Consider the following 16,124-nt stretch of genomic DNA (forward strand, 5'->3'; position numbering starts at 1 on the left):
TAAATTCCCTCTCAGCTAAAAATAGGCAATCTAATTTTAAAGAAAACTTAAATCCATAATCATGAAATCAAAAAACGGTTTATTCCTATTAAGTGTTCTTACCTTATTTTCAACACTAAGTGTCACATCTCAAATTCTGGGAAGAAGAAGCTCATGGGAAGCAAAAATAAATGGCCCAAATGGGAATACTCCAGGAGTTACCATAGCGGAGTTAAACAAGAATAGCCCTTTGGAAAAAGCAGGTTTCCTTACCAATGATGTAATAGTTGAAGTTGATGATATTTTAATAAAGGATGGTGAAGTTTGGAGCGATACTTCCTATGGTCTTAGGTCCAATACTCCAACCAAGGTCAAAGCCATCCGAAATGGAAAAATGGTTGAGGCAATCGTTCAATTTAATCCTTTGGAAAAGGAAAACCATACAGAATTGGATACCTTTTATGAAGAAGTAACCAGTCCGTACGGTATTACCCAAAGAATCATTATTACCAAACCCAAAAAGTCAGGAAAACAACCTGCTATTGTTTTAATAGGAGGACTAAGTTGTTCCAGTATTGAAACATATCCTGGCAGGAAGGGGAATTGGGTACAGACCATAAAAGATCTGGTTGAAAAATCAGGAATGGTAGTTATGCGAATTGAAAAACCCGGGGTTGGGGACAGCGAGGGGAATTGCGGTCAATCTGATTTTTTGACAGACATTGCTGGTTTTAGGGCGGCCATTAAAAATTTAAAGTCAAAATCGTATGTTGATACTTCAAAAATTGTGGTCTACGGTTCCAGTATGGGGAGTGCTTTGGCTCCGCTTTTTGCCAATGAATTTGACCTGGCCGGGGTTATCTCAGATGGGACTTTTTTTAAAACGTGGTACGAGCATATGTTAGAGATTGAACGTCGTTTACTTCAATTTAGGGGCAATACGGAATCTCAAATAGTGGAAAAAATGAACAAGTACTATATCCCTTTATATTATGGCATGTTGATTCAAAAAAAGACCTATCAAGAAGTGGTTAATGAATATCCTTCCCTGGCAGATTACAATTATCACTCTGCAGCACACATGTATGGAAGGCCAATGGCCTACTATCAACAATTGCAAGATTTTGACTTGGCAGGCCAATGGGAGAAAATAAAAGTACCTGTGCGGATTTTGCGCGGCACCAACGATTGGATCATGTCTTCTTTTGACAATAAAATGATTATCGACGTTTTGAAAAGAAATGGACACCAGGATCATCTTTTATATGAGTACCCCGGTTTAGATCACTGGAACACCATACACGAATCTCCTAAAAACTCATTTGAAGGAAAACCGGGCAAATGGGATGAGGGCACCATCAACCTAGTAATAAAATGGGCCCAAGAAATGGTAGGGTTAACATCCTAATTACGTTCTAGGGAAAAGTTGGAGTGGGATATTATCTCTTTTTTCAATTTTTCCCTAAAAGAATTGATTTCATCATCGCTGTAGCCGTATGTTTTTTTGAATTCTTCCAAAACCGGTTCCATGTAGTTGCGCACACTGTCAATATCAAAATACAACATTCCGGTTCTTCTGATGAAGAAATCCATGGGATTGAGTGCCATTTCGTGGTCAATACAGAACAACGCTTCGGCACATATCAATTTAACCTTGGCATCCGCTCCGTTCAATGACGCATAGTTTTCCAAAATCACTTCTACTTGTTTTCCATATGTGGTAACCAGATACCATGCGTCGTACTCCGTAAATCTATCATCTTTTAAGCGGCTAAAAACTTGACTAATACATTTTTTAACATGCTTGTATTTTTTAAAATCACTTCCACAAAGTGGGATTTTATCCGTAGTACATTCAGAGATTTGGGCTCCATGATCTTCCTCCATGGACTTGACTATGCGATCAACCGCCCTTTCGGCCATTTTTCGATATCCCGTAAGCTTACCCCCTGCTATGCTTACAAGGCCTGTGTCCGAAGTAAAGATTTCATCTTTCCTGGAAAGTTCGGATGCCGATTTCCCTTCTTCATGAATCAAAGGACGTAGACCTGCCCATGAAGAAATAATATCGTTCATCTCCAGATTGATGGAAGGAAACATATTGTTCACGGCTGAAATCAAGTAGATGGCATCTGCCAAATCGGTTTTAATATTGTCCTTGTCCAGATTGAAATTTGTATCGGTTGTGCCTACATAGGTAACCTTTCCCCGGGGTATGGCAAACATCATTCTTCCATCGGGAATATCAAAATATACAGATTGTTTTACTGGAAGTTTCTCCTTTGGAAAGACCAAATGCACTCCTTTGGTCAAATGCAACCGTTTTCCCTTTTTGGAATTGTTCAAGCTACGCAGTTCATCAACCCAAGGCCCAGCAGCGCTTATAACATATTTGGACTTTATACTGATCTTCTTGCCAGAAACCTCATCTTTGACCCTAACACCTGCCACTTTTTCATTTTCATAAATGAAATCCACAACTTTTGCATAGTTCAACGCTTTAGCGCCAAACTGTAAACTGGTTTTAATATTTTCAATGGTCAATCTGGCATCGTCGGTTCTGTATTCTGCATAATATCCAGCTCCATTCAGAATTTTTTTAGGTAAAAGCGGTTCCAATTTCATTGCCTCTTTTTTCTCCAGCATCCGACGTTTATCATCTCCTGAAACCTGTGCAAGAATATCATAGACCTTCAGGCCAATTGAAGTTAACCACTTACCATAAGAGCCGCCTTCTATTAAGGGCAACAACATTTTTTCTGGTAAGACCAAATGAGGGGCCAATTTGTGTACAATGGCTCTTTCTGAGCCGACTTCTTTTACCAGCCAAAAATCGAATTGTTTTAAATATCTAAGGCCTCCGTGAATTAATTTAGTTGATTTACTACTAGTGCCAGACGCAAAATCGTCTTTCTCCAACAACAAAGTTTTCAAACCCCTTGAGGCCGAATCCAAAGCAATCCCACCTCCAGTAATTCCACCACCAATTACAATGAGGTCATAGGTTTCTTCTTCTACTTTTCGAATGGTTTCTCTTCGGTCCAGATTGGAAAATCTGATGTACTTTTTCATATCCTTAATTACCAATCAAAACAAGTTACATAAAAAGAAACCTTTTGTTGGCAATCATGAATTAAGATTATATCAATTCTATCTGGTAAACTCATATTCTCTTTCTACCAAACATATCCTTACTTTATACCAAGAATACCACTCTTTAATTCCATTTTGCTGTGCCACCTTGTGGTCCATATTAGATTTCCAATTGGCAATGGCCCCTAAACTTTCCCAATAGCTTACTGAAATTCCAAGTTCATCCCTAGCACTTTCAAAATCGATGAATCCAGGCTGCTCACGAGCAAGCTTCTCCATCTCATCTGCCATTTGTCCATACCCATTATCCTCTTCTGTTCGGGTATTTGTAAAAATTACGGCGTAGTAAGGTTTTTGTAGCTCCATTAATCTATGTATTGCTTTTCCAAAAAATAGTTTACAAGTGCCTCTTTCATTAAAACCGATTGTTCTCCCGCTTTCAATGGAGGTAATTGCTCTTTTATCTTATAATGTGGCCAACCATCTTCATCAAAAAAATCGAAATCATAATACCCATAAGGTTCCAGCAATCTGCAAATGGCTATGTGCATCAAATTCAGTTTTTCGTCTTTTTTAAAGCTTCTATGAAAATTGCCCAATTCTTGGACTCCTACCAGATAGATAATCCCATCTATTTCCAAAGGATCTTCGTCAGAAAATTGACTGGACAGTTTCTCTACCAGAAAATCCCACCTTTCTTTTAGTTTTTCGTCTCGTGACATCTGCTTTTTTAGAAGTCCTAAAGGTACAAATCAATATCCTATATTTGTTGAAAACCAGTTTATGAGCTTTTTGGATATTGTTATTGGAATACTCTTGGTCTGGGGACTTTTTAAAGGCCTTAAAAATGGTCTTTTTGTCGAAATTGCTTCGCTAGTAGCCCTTATAGCAGGTATTTATGGAGCAATCCATTTTTCTTACATTGCTGGGAATTATCTTGCTGAAAACCTCAATTGGAGTGAGCAATATCTAAAAATAACTTCTTTCCTTATCACTTTCTTTGCCATTGTTTTATTGGTTCATTTTGCTGGAAAATTTTTGACCAAGATTGCAGATTTTGCCATGTTGGGATTGTTGAACAAGATTGCAGGAGGGATTTTTGGTGCGCTTAAGGTCGCTGTTATTGTAGGTGCACTATTAGTTTTCTTTGATCGTCTTACTTCCTCTTTCAACTTCATAAATGAGGATACTAAAAAGGAATCAATCTTCTACGAGCCGGTAAAAGAAATTGGGGCATTTGTATTTAGTCTGGTTCTAGAAGAAAAGGGCGAAGATTCTAATGAACCTGAAAATTGACACCTCATACAAACGGTATGTTTTTCCCGACAACCCGAATGCCCGTTAACGATGATTTCTTTCTTCACATCCTTTTTTGTGCAACTTAACGGATTAATTTGCAGTCTTATGGAGATTTTTGGTCTCAAAAAAATCTCCCTCTAGATTAGCCTTCTGGAACACTTGGAATTCTTAGAACAAATTCCAAAATAATATATCCTGAAAATGAAAAAATTGTACTTCGCTTTTCTAGCGGTGGCGCTTATATTTTCCTTAAGCACATGCAGTAAGACATCCAACAATGAGGAAGAAAAATTGGCCGAGGCTCTTCTTGGGAATGAGAAGGTCATAATTGATCCTGAAAAAATGGAAGGTGAATTGCTCGATCTTGTTAATGATCACAGAGCTTCTATCGGACTGACCAAACTTCAAGCTAATTCTACATCATACAAATATGCTCAGGAACATAACGATTATATGATCTCAAAAAATAAATTGAGTCATGATAATTTTCAATCCAGAGCTTCAAAAATAGTTGAAGAGATAAATGCTGTCAAAGTAGGTGAAAATGTAGCAAGGTATTATTCTACCGCCGAACTTACTTTACAAGGTTGGTTAAATAGTTCATCACATAAAAAGACTATTGAGGATAGCTACACCCACACCACATTGAGCATAGAACTGGATAAAAACGGAAGGGCTTATTTTACTCAGATTTTCATACGATTGGAGCAACCTTGACACAAGCTTATTTTATTGTTTAAATTATACTTTAAGACCTGTTCAAGAACAGGTCTTTTTTGTTACCAAAGGTTTTTATACCTTTCCTAAAAAGTTCATAGATGGAGATACAAGCACCTTTTAATCTTAACAAATGGATTGAAGAAAACCGGGACGCCCTAAAACCCCCGGTAGGCAATAAAAACCTCTATAAAGATGCAGGAGATTATATTGTTATGATAGTAGCTGGCCCTAATGCAAGAAAGGATTATCATTACAATGAAACAGAAGAGCTTTTTTACCAATTGGAAGGGAACATAGAAGTTCATGTACAAGAAGATGGGCAAAAAAAAACTATGAAACTTGGCCCAGGTGATATGTATCTTCACCCTGCCAAAATTCCTCATTCTCCTGTGCGATATGAAGGCTCAATTGGTCTTGTTGTGGAACGAAAAAGAGCTGACATGAATGTTGATGATGGGCTGCTTTGGTTTTGCGATAATTGCAATCATAAATTATACGAAGCCTATTTTACATTGCACGATATAGAAAAAGACTTTTTGGGGCATTTCAAGCATTTTTATAGTTTGGAAGAATTACGGACTTGTGACAAATGCGGTACGGTAATGCCCGTAGACGAAAGATTCATAGCTAAAGATTGAAAACTATGTTGTTAATAGCAAAATTTATCATTGTACTGGTTGCCATTTTACATATCTATTTTTTGTGGTTGGAAATGTTTGCTTGGACTACAAAGGCCAAGAAGGTATTTCGCAAATTCCCAGAAGATTTGTTTGAACCTACCAAAACCTTGGCGGCCAACCAAGGCCTTTACAATGGTTTTTTGGCAGCAGGACTTATTTGGTCCCTATTGATACAAAATCAAGAATGGCAAATGTATGTGGCTCTATTCTTTCTAAGTTGCGTGGCCATTGCAGGTATTTATGGGGCAATCACAGCATCAAAGAAAATATTTACTGTTCAGGCACTTCCCGCACTTATAGGAATTATGCTATTACTTCTATCTCATTTCCTTTAAAAATCTTAGTTTGGCTCTCTCGTAATATTCGTAATTTTGAAAAATATAACAATTCATACTTAAAAAGTTATAAATGTCAAAAATAGCAATGACTTTTGGGATAGATAAAGCCCTAAAACAACTTGGGCTGTCAGAAATAAATGACGGCACCTCAACAGGTTCTAATTATTTTAGTTCAGGCGAAGCCATTTCCTCTTATTCACCAGTTGATGGTGCTCTTATAGGAAAAGTAAAAACTACTTCTTCTTCAGATTATGAAAAAGTGATGGAAACTGCCACATCTGCTTTTACAACATGGCGCTTAATGCCTGCCCCCCAGAGAGGAGAAATTGTAAGACAGTTTGGGGAAAAGCTTCGCGAGCTTAAAGAACCTTTGGGGAAATTGGTTTCTTACGAAATGGGAAAATCATACCAAGAAGGACTAGGTGAAGTTCAAGAAATGATAGACATCTGCGATTTTGCAGTGGGCCTTTCAAGACAATTACATGGTTTGACCATGCATTCCGAGCGTCCGGGACACCGCATGTACGAACAATACCATCCTATGGGAATTGTAGGTATCATTTCCGCTTTTAATTTCCCAGTTGCTGTTTGGGCATGGAATACTGCTCTTGCCTGGGTATGTGGAGATGTATGTGTTTGGAAACCTTCAGAAAAAACTCCAATGTGTGGGGTAGCCTGCCAGAATATTATTGCACAAGTCCTAAAAGACAATAATCTTCCTGAAGGAATTTCTTGTCTAATAAATGGTGATTATAAGGTCGGTGAACTTATGACCAACGACAATCGTGTTCCTTTAGTTTCTGCAACCGGTTCCATCCGCATGGGAAAAATTGTGGCCCAAGCAGTGGCTGCAAGGTTAGGGAAATCTTTATTGGAATTAGGGGGCAACAATGCCATTATTGTAACTCCAGATGCAGATATTAAAATGACCGTAATAGGTGCTGTATTTGGCGCTGTTGGTACCGCTGGACAACGTTGCACCTCTACCCGTAGATTAATCATTCATGAATCTATATATGATAAAGTAAAAGATGCTATTGTCGATGCTTACAAACAAATAAGGATTGGAAATCCTCTTGATGAAAATAATCACGTCGGCCCATTGATAGATACAGATGCCGTGAATATGTATAAAAAAGCATTAGAAGAGGCTAAAGCTGAAGGCGGCAAAGTTTTGATTGAAGGAGGTGTATTTGAAGGAGATGGTTATGAAAGTGGGTGTTATGTAAAGCCTGCTATCGTTGAGGCTAACAATTCGTATAAAATTGTGCAAGAAGAGACCTTTGCCCCTATCCTTTATCTTTTAAAATATTCTGGAGAGGTTGAAAATGCCATTGCCCAACAAAATGGCGTGGTACAGGGATTGTCTTCAGCAATTATGACCAATAATTTAAGGGAAGCTGAACGATTTTTGTCTTCTTCAGGAAGTGATTGTGGCATTGCCAATGTAAATATTGGAACCTCTGGCGCAGAAATTGGTGGAGCTTTTGGAGGTGAAAAGGAAACAGGTGGAGGCCGTGAAAGTGGTTCTGACGCATGGAAAATTTATATGCGAAGACAAACCAACACCATAAACTATACTACTGAATTGCCCTTAGCACAAGGGATAAAATTTGATTTATAAAAAAGAAAAGGCCGCCTATTTCCATGAACACTTAATAGGCGGTCTCTCAAACCAACTAAACTAACTCAAATTTAAATTAAACCCTATTCCAATGCCGGAACTTCGTCGGGAGAAATAGGGTTCCTTACCTAATATATAACCACTAAGATCCGCATATTTACAATTCTGGGTAAATGCTAAAGTATCGTTGGTCATAAAAAGTGTATGGTTGGTTTCTTTTAATACATTTCTTGTTTTCCAAAAGTGCTCAACTAAACTCTAAACACCTCACTTTCTTGGTTTTAAATGCCAAATTTTAGCATTTTTTTAATACTTTGGTGTTATAAACACTAATTTTCGTTACTAATGACAACAAAGACTTCCTACCTCTTAGGGATATTTGCCGCTATAGTTATTGGTACGTTACTCTATCAAAAACTCTGTGTGGGCTGCATAATTCCCCAAAAACCTATGAATTCTGATAAAGAAAGTTTACTGGATTCGGGGCCAGTTAAATCCTTAATATCTCCTTTTTTGGTTAATGATGGAACGTATACTCACGAAGTCAACGACAATTTTGACTTCTATCTTTCTAGCCCTTCTTTTATTATGCCCATTTCAGATGAGCTAAAAGATGGCATTGCAAACCTTAAAGATTATCTGGATTCTAATCCTGAAAAAATTATTGCTCTAACTGGAGTTTATACAGAAAATGAAGAAAACAACACTCCCTATGCAAATTTGGGATTAGCTAGAGCGAACTCCGTAAAGAACCATCTTGCATTGAGTGGCATTTCCACTACCCAAATCAACACTTTTGGTAAATTAATGCAAAACTTAGTGGCCGAACAGGATGTTTTATCGGGCCCTATTTTATATGCTTTTTCTGAAATGATTTCGGAACAGCAACAACATTAAACTAAACATTCAACCTCTAAACTATATAAAATGAATCTTGAAAATCTGAATATCTGGTGTTGGGTCATTCCTGCATTGGTTGGAATCATAGCTGGAGTTCTTGGCTACCTTATAGGAAAGGGGTCAAATACGTCCGTAACGGGAAATACAGCAAATATTAATGTTCTTGAAACAGAAAATGCAAAACTGAAAACAGAGCTTGAAAATTGTAACAAGAAACTCTCTGCTGCGGCCACCTTGCCGAAAACCAAAGTTACCCCAGCCTCATTAGCAGCATCAGTCCCAACTGCTGACTCTTTTGATGCCGAAGCAGCAAAGGCGGCATTTGGAAAAAAAATAAAAGAAAATGACCTCAAAATAGTTGAAGGCATTGGCCCAAAAATCGAAGAACTTTTCCACGGTTTTGGAATTAAAACCTGGAAGGACCTATCAAAGGTCTCAACAACAAAATGCCAAGAAGTTTTAGACTCTGGTGGTAGTCGCTATCGTATCCATGACCCTGCCTCATGGCCCATGCAGGCCAAAATGGCGTATAAAGGACAGTGGAAAGAACTGGTCAAATGGCAAGACATACATAAGTCCGGAAAGTATTAGTCCCTAAAAGTAAAAATGTCAAAGAAAAAGAAGTTGACCAAATAGGTCAGTTTCTTTACAACATACCATTGGCTTCTACCCATTTAAACTTGTATTGGTCCTCTCCAAATTGCATTCGCCCAGCAATTCGCTCAAGTCTCCCAGGCAGATTCATAAGGTAGTCTCGTGCTTTTTCTGCCTGTTCAGAAAGTCCGTTCAAGTTTCCAATTTCCCAATAGTTGTTCAACTTCTGTAAGATTTCAATATAATCTTGGGCCGTATAAACCCCTAGACGTTGTGCACAGTTGGAAAATTGTTCGAATGCCACACCAATACTTTCTCCAGATTCCCTTAGAAAATGCGCTGGCATCACTATCTTTCTTTTCATCATATCAGCAAAGGCTTCGATCATTCCATTAGGGTCCTCTCCCAAAATTGTCTTTACAAACTCCCGATATGCCAAATGATGCCTCATCTCATCTCCAGCAATAATGGAACACATTTTTCCCAACAGCTTATTCCCTTTCTTTTTGGCCATTTTACCAACACGCTTGTGTGAAATATTTGTTGCCAACTCTTGAAAAGACGTATAAACAAAGTTTTTATAGGGGTCTCTATCCGTGCCAATATCAAAACCGTCTGCTATTAAATGTTGGGTCGTGATCTCCACTTCTCTCATGTTAACCCTTCCAGATAAATAGAGGTATTTGTTTAATACATCTCCATGCCTGTTTTCTTCAGCAGTCCATGCCCTTACCCACTTGCTCCAACCATTGTCACGACCATCATGTTGATCAACTCCTTCAACATCCATTAACCAAGATTCATAGGTTGGCAAGGCTTCCTCTGTTATGGTATCGGCCACAAGTGTAACCCAAAAATCGTATCCCAATTCTTTGGCCTCTTCTCTAATTTGCTCTGTTTCGCTAAAAAAATCATCGCTTTGGGAGTCAGGTAAAAAATCACTCGGTTGCCATATTTCTTCTATTGGAACAAGAAAAGAATCCATAAATCCCTGAACTTGTGGCTCAATCGCCTGCATCACCTCCAAGCGGATATTTTTTAACGACATAAATTGTTTTTTGCAAAGGTCTTTATTATAATCTGATTATCGGGTGGTATTGTCTTAATTTCTTCCCTTTTCCCCAGGATAAAAAGTATGTACTGGATCACTTTGCCAAAATTCCTTGGTTTCAACATCCATTGCGGTTAATCCTCCCATGAAAGCTGCTCCTGTATCAACATTCCAAACATTGGCTCCATGTTGTGGCACTACAATACCTTTTTTTGAAAGTGGAGTATGTCCAATAAAAATCTCCTTATAATGAATCAATCTATTAGGAAAATCTTTGTCTTCTGGAGATAATTTAGGATCAATAGCTTTTGCCAATTCCCATAAGGTACGGTCCCAATAAAACAATTGATCAAAATATTCAAAATCTACCCCTTTTAAATTGGTATAGCCCGCATGTAGATAAAGTCTATTTGTACTGTCCAAAAAATAATTTTCCAGGTCAGCATAAAATTCCAAATGACTCTGCCAGTTCTCCCTTTTATCATTTAAATACGAATTTCGGGTAGCCATGCCTCCATGGGCCAACCATTGCGGATTTTCTTTTTTGGTCAATAACCATTCCCTACAAAGTTCATCATGGTTCCCACGAATAAAAGTGCACTTATGTTCAGTCTTTAATTCCAATAAAAAATCAATGGTCTCCACCGCGGTGCTCCAGCCATCTACATAATCTCCCAAAAAAATAAGATGGTCATTAGGCCTTACATTGGCACGGATCAACAACTGCTCCAATGCTTTCATACCTGAATGTATATCCCCAATAACCAAAGTGCGCATGGTAAAATTTTTCGCAATGATACATACAAACCAACTTATTCCAGAAAGATTACTGTAAAATTTTGTTGCTGTTGACAAACGTTTCCTCAACAAAAAAATAGATAACTTTTGGTTGCTGGAAGATTTTCTGTGTACATTGTAATATTGTATTTATAGTATGAAGAAGGTTTTTTGTGTTGGGGAACTGCTCATAGACTTTGTGGCAGAAAAACAAGGAAGTGACCTTTCCAAAGCAAATGAATTCACCAAAAAAGCAGGTGGCGCGCCCGCAAATGTGGCCTGCGCAGTTGCCAAACTTGGAGGAAAGGGAGTTTTTGTAGGAAGTGTGGGCCAAGACCCGTTTGGAGGTTTTTTATTGAACACTCTAAAGAAGGAGGGAGTAGATATTTCTTTGGCTCAAGTTTGTGACACATTTACGACCCTAGCTTTTGTTTCTTTGGCAGCGAATGGAGAGCGTGATTTTGTTTTTAGTAGAGGAGCCGATAAAGAACTTACCTATGATCCAAATGTTAGAAAAGCTTTTCAAGGGAGTCTACTACATTTAGGAGCCGCCACTGCACTTTTAGGAGGTTCTTTGGAAAAAGCCTATGGCAAATATCTTTTTGATGGGCTTATGAAGGATATGTTTATAAGTTTTGACCCTAATTTTAGGATTGATCTGTGGAAAGGCAATCAACAGCAGTTTATTAAAAAATGCATGCCTTTTATTGAAAAATCCCATTTGTGTAAGTTCAGTCTTGAAGAGGCACAATTGCTCTCGGGAAAAAACGATCTTGATGAAGCCTGTGATTTTTTCCATGAAATGGGCACCAAAATTATTACGGTAACCCTTGGCGAAAAAGGCACTTTGTTGAGTGTTAAAGATTTCAGGAAAATTGTGCCCAGTAAAAAAATAAAGCCTATTGACACCACAGGCGCCGGTGATGCATTTATTGGATGTTTATTGTATCAAATTGCCAATCTGGATAATTTTGACCAAGCCTTGAAAGATCATCAATTATTGTCAGAAATGGTGGAAACAGCTAACAAGGCGGGAGCCATTACCACAACCAACTATGGTGCTATTCCTGCTTTACCAAACAAATCCCAGCTTGAGGCCTTATGAACCAAACTGCTGTACATCGTTTAATTTCCTCACAGGCCAAAGAGAAAAGTCCAGAAAACCTTTTTAATCTTAGATTAAATGCAAATCTTGGCCATATACAGCATTTATTCCATTCGCTTTATCCTGAAGAAAAATATCATAGTACGTTTAAAAACCTGCTCTCTTTACTACCTAAATTATTTGCGTCCAGAACAGAAGAATTGAAACTTCAAGATCTGGAAAGACTGTCTTATGGAAATTGGTATCAATCTGAGCAAATGGTGGGCATGCAACTTTATGTTGAGCACTTTAACAAAAATCTGAAAGGATTAAAAAAGAAACTCCCTTATTTCAAAGAACTAGGCGTCAATTTTCTCCATCTCATGCCCATTACTCCCCGACCAAAAGGAGAAAATGATGGAGGTTACGCTGTAAATAATTATTACGAAGTAGACAAAAAATACGGTACAACAAAAGAACTTTTGTCCCTTACAAAAGAGTTAAGGAGTGAAGATATGTTCCTGATGTTGGATTTTGTCGTTAACCATACCTCCGATGAATTCTCTTGGGCCAAAAAAGCCAAGGCCGGAAACAAAAAATATCAGGATTACTATTATACATTCAGTGATGACAGCATTCTCAAAGAATATGAAAAATCCATGCCTGAGGTTTTCCCAGAAATCTCTCCAGGAAATTTCACTTTTAATCCTGAAATGGACCGATGGGTCATGACCGTATTTAATAGTTATCAGTGGGATCTTAATTACACCAACCCTGAAGTTTTTCTGGAAATGCTGACCAATTTGGTTAAAATGGTCAATCAAGGTGTGGATGTGGTACGTTTTGACGCATTGGCTTTTCTCTGGAAAAAAATGGGAACAATATCCCAAAATCTTCCAGAAACGCATGTGTTGGTTTCCTTGTTTAGAATGTGCCTTCAAATTGTTGCCCCAGGTGTTATTGTTTTGGCCGAAGCTATAGTTGCCCCAAAAGAAATCATCAAATATTTTGGGGAAGGCCTTAGAAAAGGAAACGAATGTGAAATTGCCTATAATGCCTCTTTGATGGCTTTACTTTGGAATTCCATTGCAACAAAAAAAACACTCTTGCTGCATAAAAGCTATACCAACATCGCTACAAAACCAGTGGATTGCACTTGGATAAATTATATTAGGTGCCATGACGATATTGGCCTTGGGTATGATGACAAACATATCCAAGAAGTAGGTTGGAACCCACAACAGCACCGCAAATTTTTACTGGATTATTATTGTCAGAATTTAGATTGGTCGCCAGCAATGGGGCTACTCTTTATGTATAACCCAAAAACTGGAGATGGAAGAATTACGGGTAGTGCCGCTTCACTTTTAGGGCTGGAAAAAGCATTAGTTTCAAAAAACAATAAGCTCATCAATGAAGCGATTTCAAAAATCATAATGCTTCATGGTATCATCCTTGCCTATGGAGGCATTCCGATGGTTTATGCAGGAGACGAGATTGGCACATTGAACGATTATTCTTTTAAAGAGGATGTTGCCAAAAAAGATGATAGTAGATGGGTGAATAGGCCAAAACAAGATTGGAATCTTATTTCAAACTTAGAAGATAAGACCCTTGCCCAATCCAAAATATTCAAGACGCTTAAAAAGTTAATCGCTGCACGAAAGAAATATCCAGTTTTTGCAGATAACAATAATCTGGTTATCCACCGGACTGGCAACGATCATATTTTTGCTTTTGAAAGAACTGGGGAAAACAGCGGGCTTTTAGTTCTATGTAATTTTGATGAAACACAGCAAGTGGTAGAGCCAAGTTGGATACGGAAGCTTGGGTATTTCAGTAAAGGAGGGCCCAAAGATTTGGTTCTGGACAAAAAAATAGTGGTTAATAGTGGTTTATTGAGCTTAAAACCATATCAGATTGTATGGTTGAAAAAAGGCTAGTTGTATTTCACTTTTCTAAGTATTCTTAAAGATTCTTTCAAAGATTCATATACCTTTTTATCGTTCGCTTTTAGAATTGGTCTTGCCAATTCCATCTGTTCCCTCGCCTCTTCAAATCCGTTTAGATAACAAATAAGATATGTGGCAGGCAAATGTGATAGGTCTACCTCTTCGGCTTTGCTCAAAGTAATTTTCTTTTCAACTTTTTGCAAAAGTGAATTATTGGAATTCAACACGTGGTGAAGTGTCTTTTTATCATATTGTGGGGGTTCAAAAACCAACTTGCTATTTATAGCATAGTTGCCATTTTCAGAGAAAGTAATGACCATTTCTTCCAGGGGATAATACTTTTGCTGTGAGCCCAATCCAAGTTGCACAAATTCCAATGTAGTAAAAGAATTCTCATTATATGTAATGGTAATCTCATCCAAAGCAGAATAAAACAATTTTACCTGCTCATTGATCAATTCAATATCCACCCTTGAATAGTAGATTTCATTATTTATGGTTTTTTTATTTCCAGCCCAACAGACCACAAACTGTTCTTTAAATACTTTATAATTACTAGTTAGATCTGCATGTCTATGGTTTATAAAATCGATCACCGCATCCAATGTCAGTTCAATATTGTTCCGGGCGTGCTGTTCAATGGTAGCTACAACCTCTGAATTTATATCCTTTAGCACAATATCAAAAGCTTTAGGTAGACTAATGCTCCCTTCTCTAAAAAATACTGCCCCCCCGTAATACTTCCATATATTCTTTTTGAGTGCACATATTTTTGCACCAGACCTTATCGTGACCAGACCAACAACTTTCCCCTCGGGCAGATGTGGGAATGGAATGTTTTCATAAGAAATAATGGGTGGGTTATCCAAATATGCGTTTACCAAGTTTTGGATTTTGCTATCATCAAAAAAATCAACACCAACAATTGCATTATCCTCATCCTCAACGCCGATTACAATAAAGGAATTGTTTTTTGGATTACTGTTTGCCAATGCACAAACATGTTTTAAGAACTTGGCCTTACCCTCTTTTTCACCTATCGATATAAATCTTTTTTTGTCATAAAAACTATTCTCATCATTATGCGCTAAAAGATTCTTTACCAGTAGGCGTTTATTGATCATAGTTCTTTCTTGACAATGGTACTACTTGCTTGGGCGGTAGGCATTACAACTAAATCAGCAATGTTTACGTGATAAGGTCGGGTTACCGCAAAGTGAATAATCTCGGCAATGTCTTCTGGTTTTAGAGGTTGATATCCTTGGTATACTTTTCCAGCCTTGTTAGAATCTCCTTTAAAACGAATATCACTAAATTCCGTTTCCACTAATCCCGGATTAATGGCACCAACACGAATTCCGTGTGTATTAAGATCCAAGCGCATACCTTGGTTAATGGCATCTACTGCATGTTTGCTGGCACAATACACATTTCCTTTAGGATATACCTCTTTCCCTGCAGTAGAACCAATATTAATAATATGTCCAGATTTTCGTGTTACCATTTGCGGTACCACTGCCTTAGAAACGTACAATAACCCTTTAACATTAATGTCCAACATTGCATCCCAATCATCCAAACTTCCTTGATCAATAGTGTCAAGCCCGTGAGCATTTCCAGCATTATTTATCAAGATGTCTATTTCAGAAAATGGCCCTGACAGTGATTCAACTGATTTAAACACTCCTTCCTTGTCCCTAACATCAAAATTTAATGTGCAAACCTGGGTAATACTCTCAAGTTGCTGTTGAAGTTCATCCAACCGTTTCTGTCGCCGTCCACATAGAACCAAGCAAAATCCATGTTTGGCCAACAATTCTGCCGTGGCTTTCCCTATACCACTGGTCGCTCCTGTAATCAATACTGTTTTCTTCTTCTCCATTTTGATGTAAACTATGGCACAATATGCCCCTGATTTGCTTTCAAAAATTCAAGTCAATTTACCTATGAATCTCCTGAATAAATATCTACATAATCAACAAAAGTCTCTACACTCTAAATACACTGGTATATTAGACCGATTATTATGTTTT

17 protein-coding genes are annotated in these 16,124 nt (G+C 37.9%); 10 read left to right on the top strand and 7 right to left on the bottom strand.

What is annotated here, in order from left to right; translation table 11 throughout:
- Window positions 1-61 precede the first annotated feature (61 nt).
- The gene (locus CRO15_RS02240) at window positions 62-1,387 is read left to right on the top strand and encodes a serine aminopeptidase domain-containing protein (protein ID WP_097044146.1); all 1,326 of its coding nucleotides are present in this window, start codon (window positions 62-64) and stop codon (window positions 1,385-1,387) included.
- Here the strand turns inward: CRO15_RS02240 and CRO15_RS02245 are convergent.
- The 3 genes from CRO15_RS02245 to CRO15_RS02255 all read right to left on the bottom strand — a co-directional run bounded on the left by CRO15_RS02245 (window position 1,384) and on the right by CRO15_RS02255 (window position 3,794).
- Window positions 1,384-3,051: a glycerol-3-phosphate dehydrogenase/oxidase gene (locus CRO15_RS02245; protein WP_097044147.1), complete on the bottom strand. Its 1,668-nt coding sequence runs from the start codon at window positions 3,049-3,051 to the stop codon at window positions 1,384-1,386. The two genes, CRO15_RS02240 and CRO15_RS02245, sit on opposite strands and share 4 nt — an antisense overlap.
- A 78-nt stretch (window positions 3,052-3,129) precedes the next feature.
- On the bottom strand, window positions 3,130-3,438 hold the full coding sequence (locus CRO15_RS02250; RefSeq protein WP_097044148.1) for an antibiotic biosynthesis monooxygenase family protein: 309 nt from the start codon (window positions 3,436-3,438) through the stop codon (window positions 3,130-3,132).
- Window positions 3,438-3,794: a hypothetical protein gene (locus CRO15_RS02255; protein WP_097044149.1), complete on the bottom strand. Its 357-nt coding sequence runs from the start codon at window positions 3,792-3,794 to the stop codon at window positions 3,438-3,440. Before CRO15_RS02255 ends, CRO15_RS02250 begins: the two co-directional genes overlap by 1 nt.
- A 61-nt stretch (window positions 3,795-3,855) precedes the next feature.
- On the opposite strand from CRO15_RS02255, the gene CRO15_RS02260 reads away from it, so the two are divergent.
- The 7 genes from CRO15_RS02260 (at window position 3,856) to CRO15_RS02290 (ending at window position 9,224) form a co-directional block, all read left to right on the top strand.
- Complete coding sequence (locus CRO15_RS02260; RefSeq protein ID WP_097044150.1) at window positions 3,856-4,368, top strand: CvpA family protein; 513 nt, start codon at window positions 3,856-3,858, stop codon at window positions 4,366-4,368.
- Window positions 4,369-4,572: 204 nt separating this feature from the next.
- The gene (locus CRO15_RS02265; protein ID WP_097044151.1) at window positions 4,573-5,088 is read left to right on the top strand and encodes a CAP domain-containing protein; all 516 of its coding nucleotides are present in this window, start codon (window positions 4,573-4,575) and stop codon (window positions 5,086-5,088) included.
- Between the two features lie 101 nt (window positions 5,089-5,189).
- Window positions 5,190-5,729: a 3-hydroxyanthranilate 3,4-dioxygenase gene (locus tag CRO15_RS02270; protein WP_097044152.1), complete on the top strand. Its 540-nt coding sequence runs from the start codon at window positions 5,190-5,192 to the stop codon at window positions 5,727-5,729.
- Between the two features lie 5 nt (window positions 5,730-5,734).
- Entirely contained in the window at window positions 5,735-6,106 is a 372-nt protein-coding gene (locus CRO15_RS02275) for a DUF1304 domain-containing protein (protein WP_097044153.1), read from the top strand.
- Window positions 6,107-6,179: 73 nt separating this feature from the next.
- The gene (gene amaB / locus CRO15_RS02280; protein WP_097044154.1) at window positions 6,180-7,733 is read left to right on the top strand and encodes an L-piperidine-6-carboxylate dehydrogenase; all 1,554 of its coding nucleotides are present in this window, start codon (window positions 6,180-6,182) and stop codon (window positions 7,731-7,733) included.
- Between the two features lie 345 nt (window positions 7,734-8,078).
- Complete coding sequence (locus CRO15_RS02285) at window positions 8,079-8,630, top strand: OmpA family protein (RefSeq protein ID WP_097044155.1); 552 nt, start codon at window positions 8,079-8,081, stop codon at window positions 8,628-8,630.
- Window positions 8,631-8,660: 30 nt separating this feature from the next.
- Window positions 8,661-9,224 (top strand): hypothetical protein, encoded by a 564-nt coding sequence (locus tag CRO15_RS02290; protein WP_097044156.1) that lies wholly within the window; start codon window positions 8,661-8,663, stop codon window positions 9,222-9,224.
- A 55-nt stretch (window positions 9,225-9,279) separates the two neighbouring features.
- Here the strand turns inward: CRO15_RS02290 and CRO15_RS02295 are convergent, their stop codons facing one another.
- On the bottom strand, window positions 9,280-10,275 hold the full coding sequence (locus CRO15_RS02295) for an acyl-ACP desaturase (protein WP_097044157.1): 996 nt from the start codon (window positions 10,273-10,275) through the stop codon (window positions 9,280-9,282).
- A 54-nt stretch (window positions 10,276-10,329) separates the two neighbouring features.
- The gene (locus CRO15_RS02300; protein WP_097044819.1) at window positions 10,330-11,055 is read right to left on the bottom strand and encodes a metallophosphoesterase family protein; all 726 of its coding nucleotides are present in this window, start codon (window positions 11,053-11,055) and stop codon (window positions 10,330-10,332) included.
- Between the two features lie 157 nt (window positions 11,056-11,212).
- Between CRO15_RS02300 and CRO15_RS02305 the strand changes: the two genes are divergently transcribed.
- Together CRO15_RS02305 and CRO15_RS02310 are read left to right on the top strand one after the other, a co-directional pair.
- Window positions 11,213-12,160 carry a carbohydrate kinase family protein gene (locus CRO15_RS02305; RefSeq protein ID WP_097044158.1) on the top strand — a complete coding sequence of 316 codons (948 nt, stop codon included), beginning with the start codon at window positions 11,213-11,215 and terminating at the stop codon, window positions 12,158-12,160.
- Window positions 12,157-14,082 carry an amylosucrase gene (locus tag CRO15_RS02310; RefSeq protein ID WP_097044159.1) on the top strand — a complete coding sequence of 642 codons (1,926 nt, stop codon included), beginning with the start codon at window positions 12,157-12,159 and terminating at the stop codon, window positions 14,080-14,082. Before CRO15_RS02305 ends, CRO15_RS02310 begins: the two co-directional genes overlap by 4 nt.
- Here the strand turns inward: CRO15_RS02310 and CRO15_RS02315 are convergent.
- Window positions 14,079-15,215: an ATP-binding protein gene (locus tag CRO15_RS02315; protein WP_097044160.1), complete on the bottom strand. Its 1,137-nt coding sequence runs from the start codon at window positions 15,213-15,215 to the stop codon at window positions 14,079-14,081. The two genes, CRO15_RS02310 and CRO15_RS02315, sit on opposite strands and share 4 nt — an antisense overlap.
- A complete protein-coding gene (locus CRO15_RS02320; protein WP_097044161.1) occupies window positions 15,212-15,973 on the bottom strand; it encodes an SDR family NAD(P)-dependent oxidoreductase in 762 nt (253 codons plus the stop codon). Before CRO15_RS02320 ends, CRO15_RS02315 begins: the two co-directional genes overlap by 4 nt.
- Window positions 15,974-16,124: the final 151 nt, after the last annotated feature.

Source organism: Flagellimonas pacifica (assembly GCF_900215465.1).
Classification (GTDB): Bacteria; Bacteroidota; Bacteroidia; order Flavobacteriales; family Flavobacteriaceae; genus Flagellimonas; species Flagellimonas pacifica.

Excerpts from the sequence above, each read along its gene's own strand:
- CRO15_RS02300 (WP_097044819.1), bottom strand. The coding sequence starts at position 11,055 with ATGCGCACTTTGGTTATTGGGGATATACATTCAGGTATGAAAGCATTG.
- CRO15_RS02260 (WP_097044150.1), top strand. The coding sequence starts at position 3,856 with ATGAGCTTTTTGGATATTGTTATTGGAATACTCTTGGTCTGGGGACTT.
- CRO15_RS02270 (WP_097044152.1), top strand. The coding sequence starts at position 5,190 with ATGGAGATACAAGCACCTTTTAATCTTAACAAATGGATTGAAGAAAAC.
- CRO15_RS02315 (WP_097044160.1), bottom strand. The coding sequence starts at position 15,215 with ATGATCAATAAACGCCTACTGGTAAAGAATCTTTTAGCGCATAATGAT.
- CRO15_RS02265 (WP_097044151.1), top strand. The coding sequence starts at position 4,573 with ATGAAAAAATTGTACTTCGCTTTTCTAGCGGTGGCGCTTATATTTTCC.
- CRO15_RS02295 (WP_097044157.1), bottom strand. The coding sequence starts at position 10,275 with ATGTCGTTAAAAAATATCCGCTTGGAGGTGATGCAGGCGATTGAGCCA.
- CRO15_RS02275 (WP_097044153.1), top strand. The coding sequence starts at position 5,735 with ATGTTGTTAATAGCAAAATTTATCATTGTACTGGTTGCCATTTTACAT.
- CRO15_RS02250 (WP_097044148.1), bottom strand. The coding sequence starts at position 3,438 with ATGGAGCTACAAAAACCTTACTACGCCGTAATTTTTACAAATACCCGA.
- CRO15_RS02310 (WP_097044159.1), top strand. The coding sequence starts at position 12,157 with ATGAACCAAACTGCTGTACATCGTTTAATTTCCTCACAGGCCAAAGAG.
- CRO15_RS02285 (WP_097044155.1), top strand. The coding sequence starts at position 8,079 with ATGACAACAAAGACTTCCTACCTCTTAGGGATATTTGCCGCTATAGTT.
- CRO15_RS02305 (WP_097044158.1), top strand. The coding sequence starts at position 11,213 with ATGAAGAAGGTTTTTTGTGTTGGGGAACTGCTCATAGACTTTGTGGCA.
- CRO15_RS02240 (WP_097044146.1), top strand. The coding sequence starts at position 62 with ATGAAATCAAAAAACGGTTTATTCCTATTAAGTGTTCTTACCTTATTT.
- CRO15_RS02255 (WP_097044149.1), bottom strand. The coding sequence starts at position 3,794 with ATGTCACGAGACGAAAAACTAAAAGAAAGGTGGGATTTTCTGGTAGAG.
- amaB (WP_097044154.1), top strand. The coding sequence starts at position 6,180 with ATGTCAAAAATAGCAATGACTTTTGGGATAGATAAAGCCCTAAAACAA.
- CRO15_RS02245 (WP_097044147.1), bottom strand. The coding sequence starts at position 3,051 with ATGAAAAAGTACATCAGATTTTCCAATCTGGACCGAAGAGAAACCATT.
- CRO15_RS02320 (WP_097044161.1), bottom strand. The coding sequence starts at position 15,973 with ATGGAGAAGAAGAAAACAGTATTGATTACAGGAGCGACCAGTGGTATA.
- CRO15_RS02290 (WP_097044156.1), top strand. The coding sequence starts at position 8,661 with ATGAATCTTGAAAATCTGAATATCTGGTGTTGGGTCATTCCTGCATTG.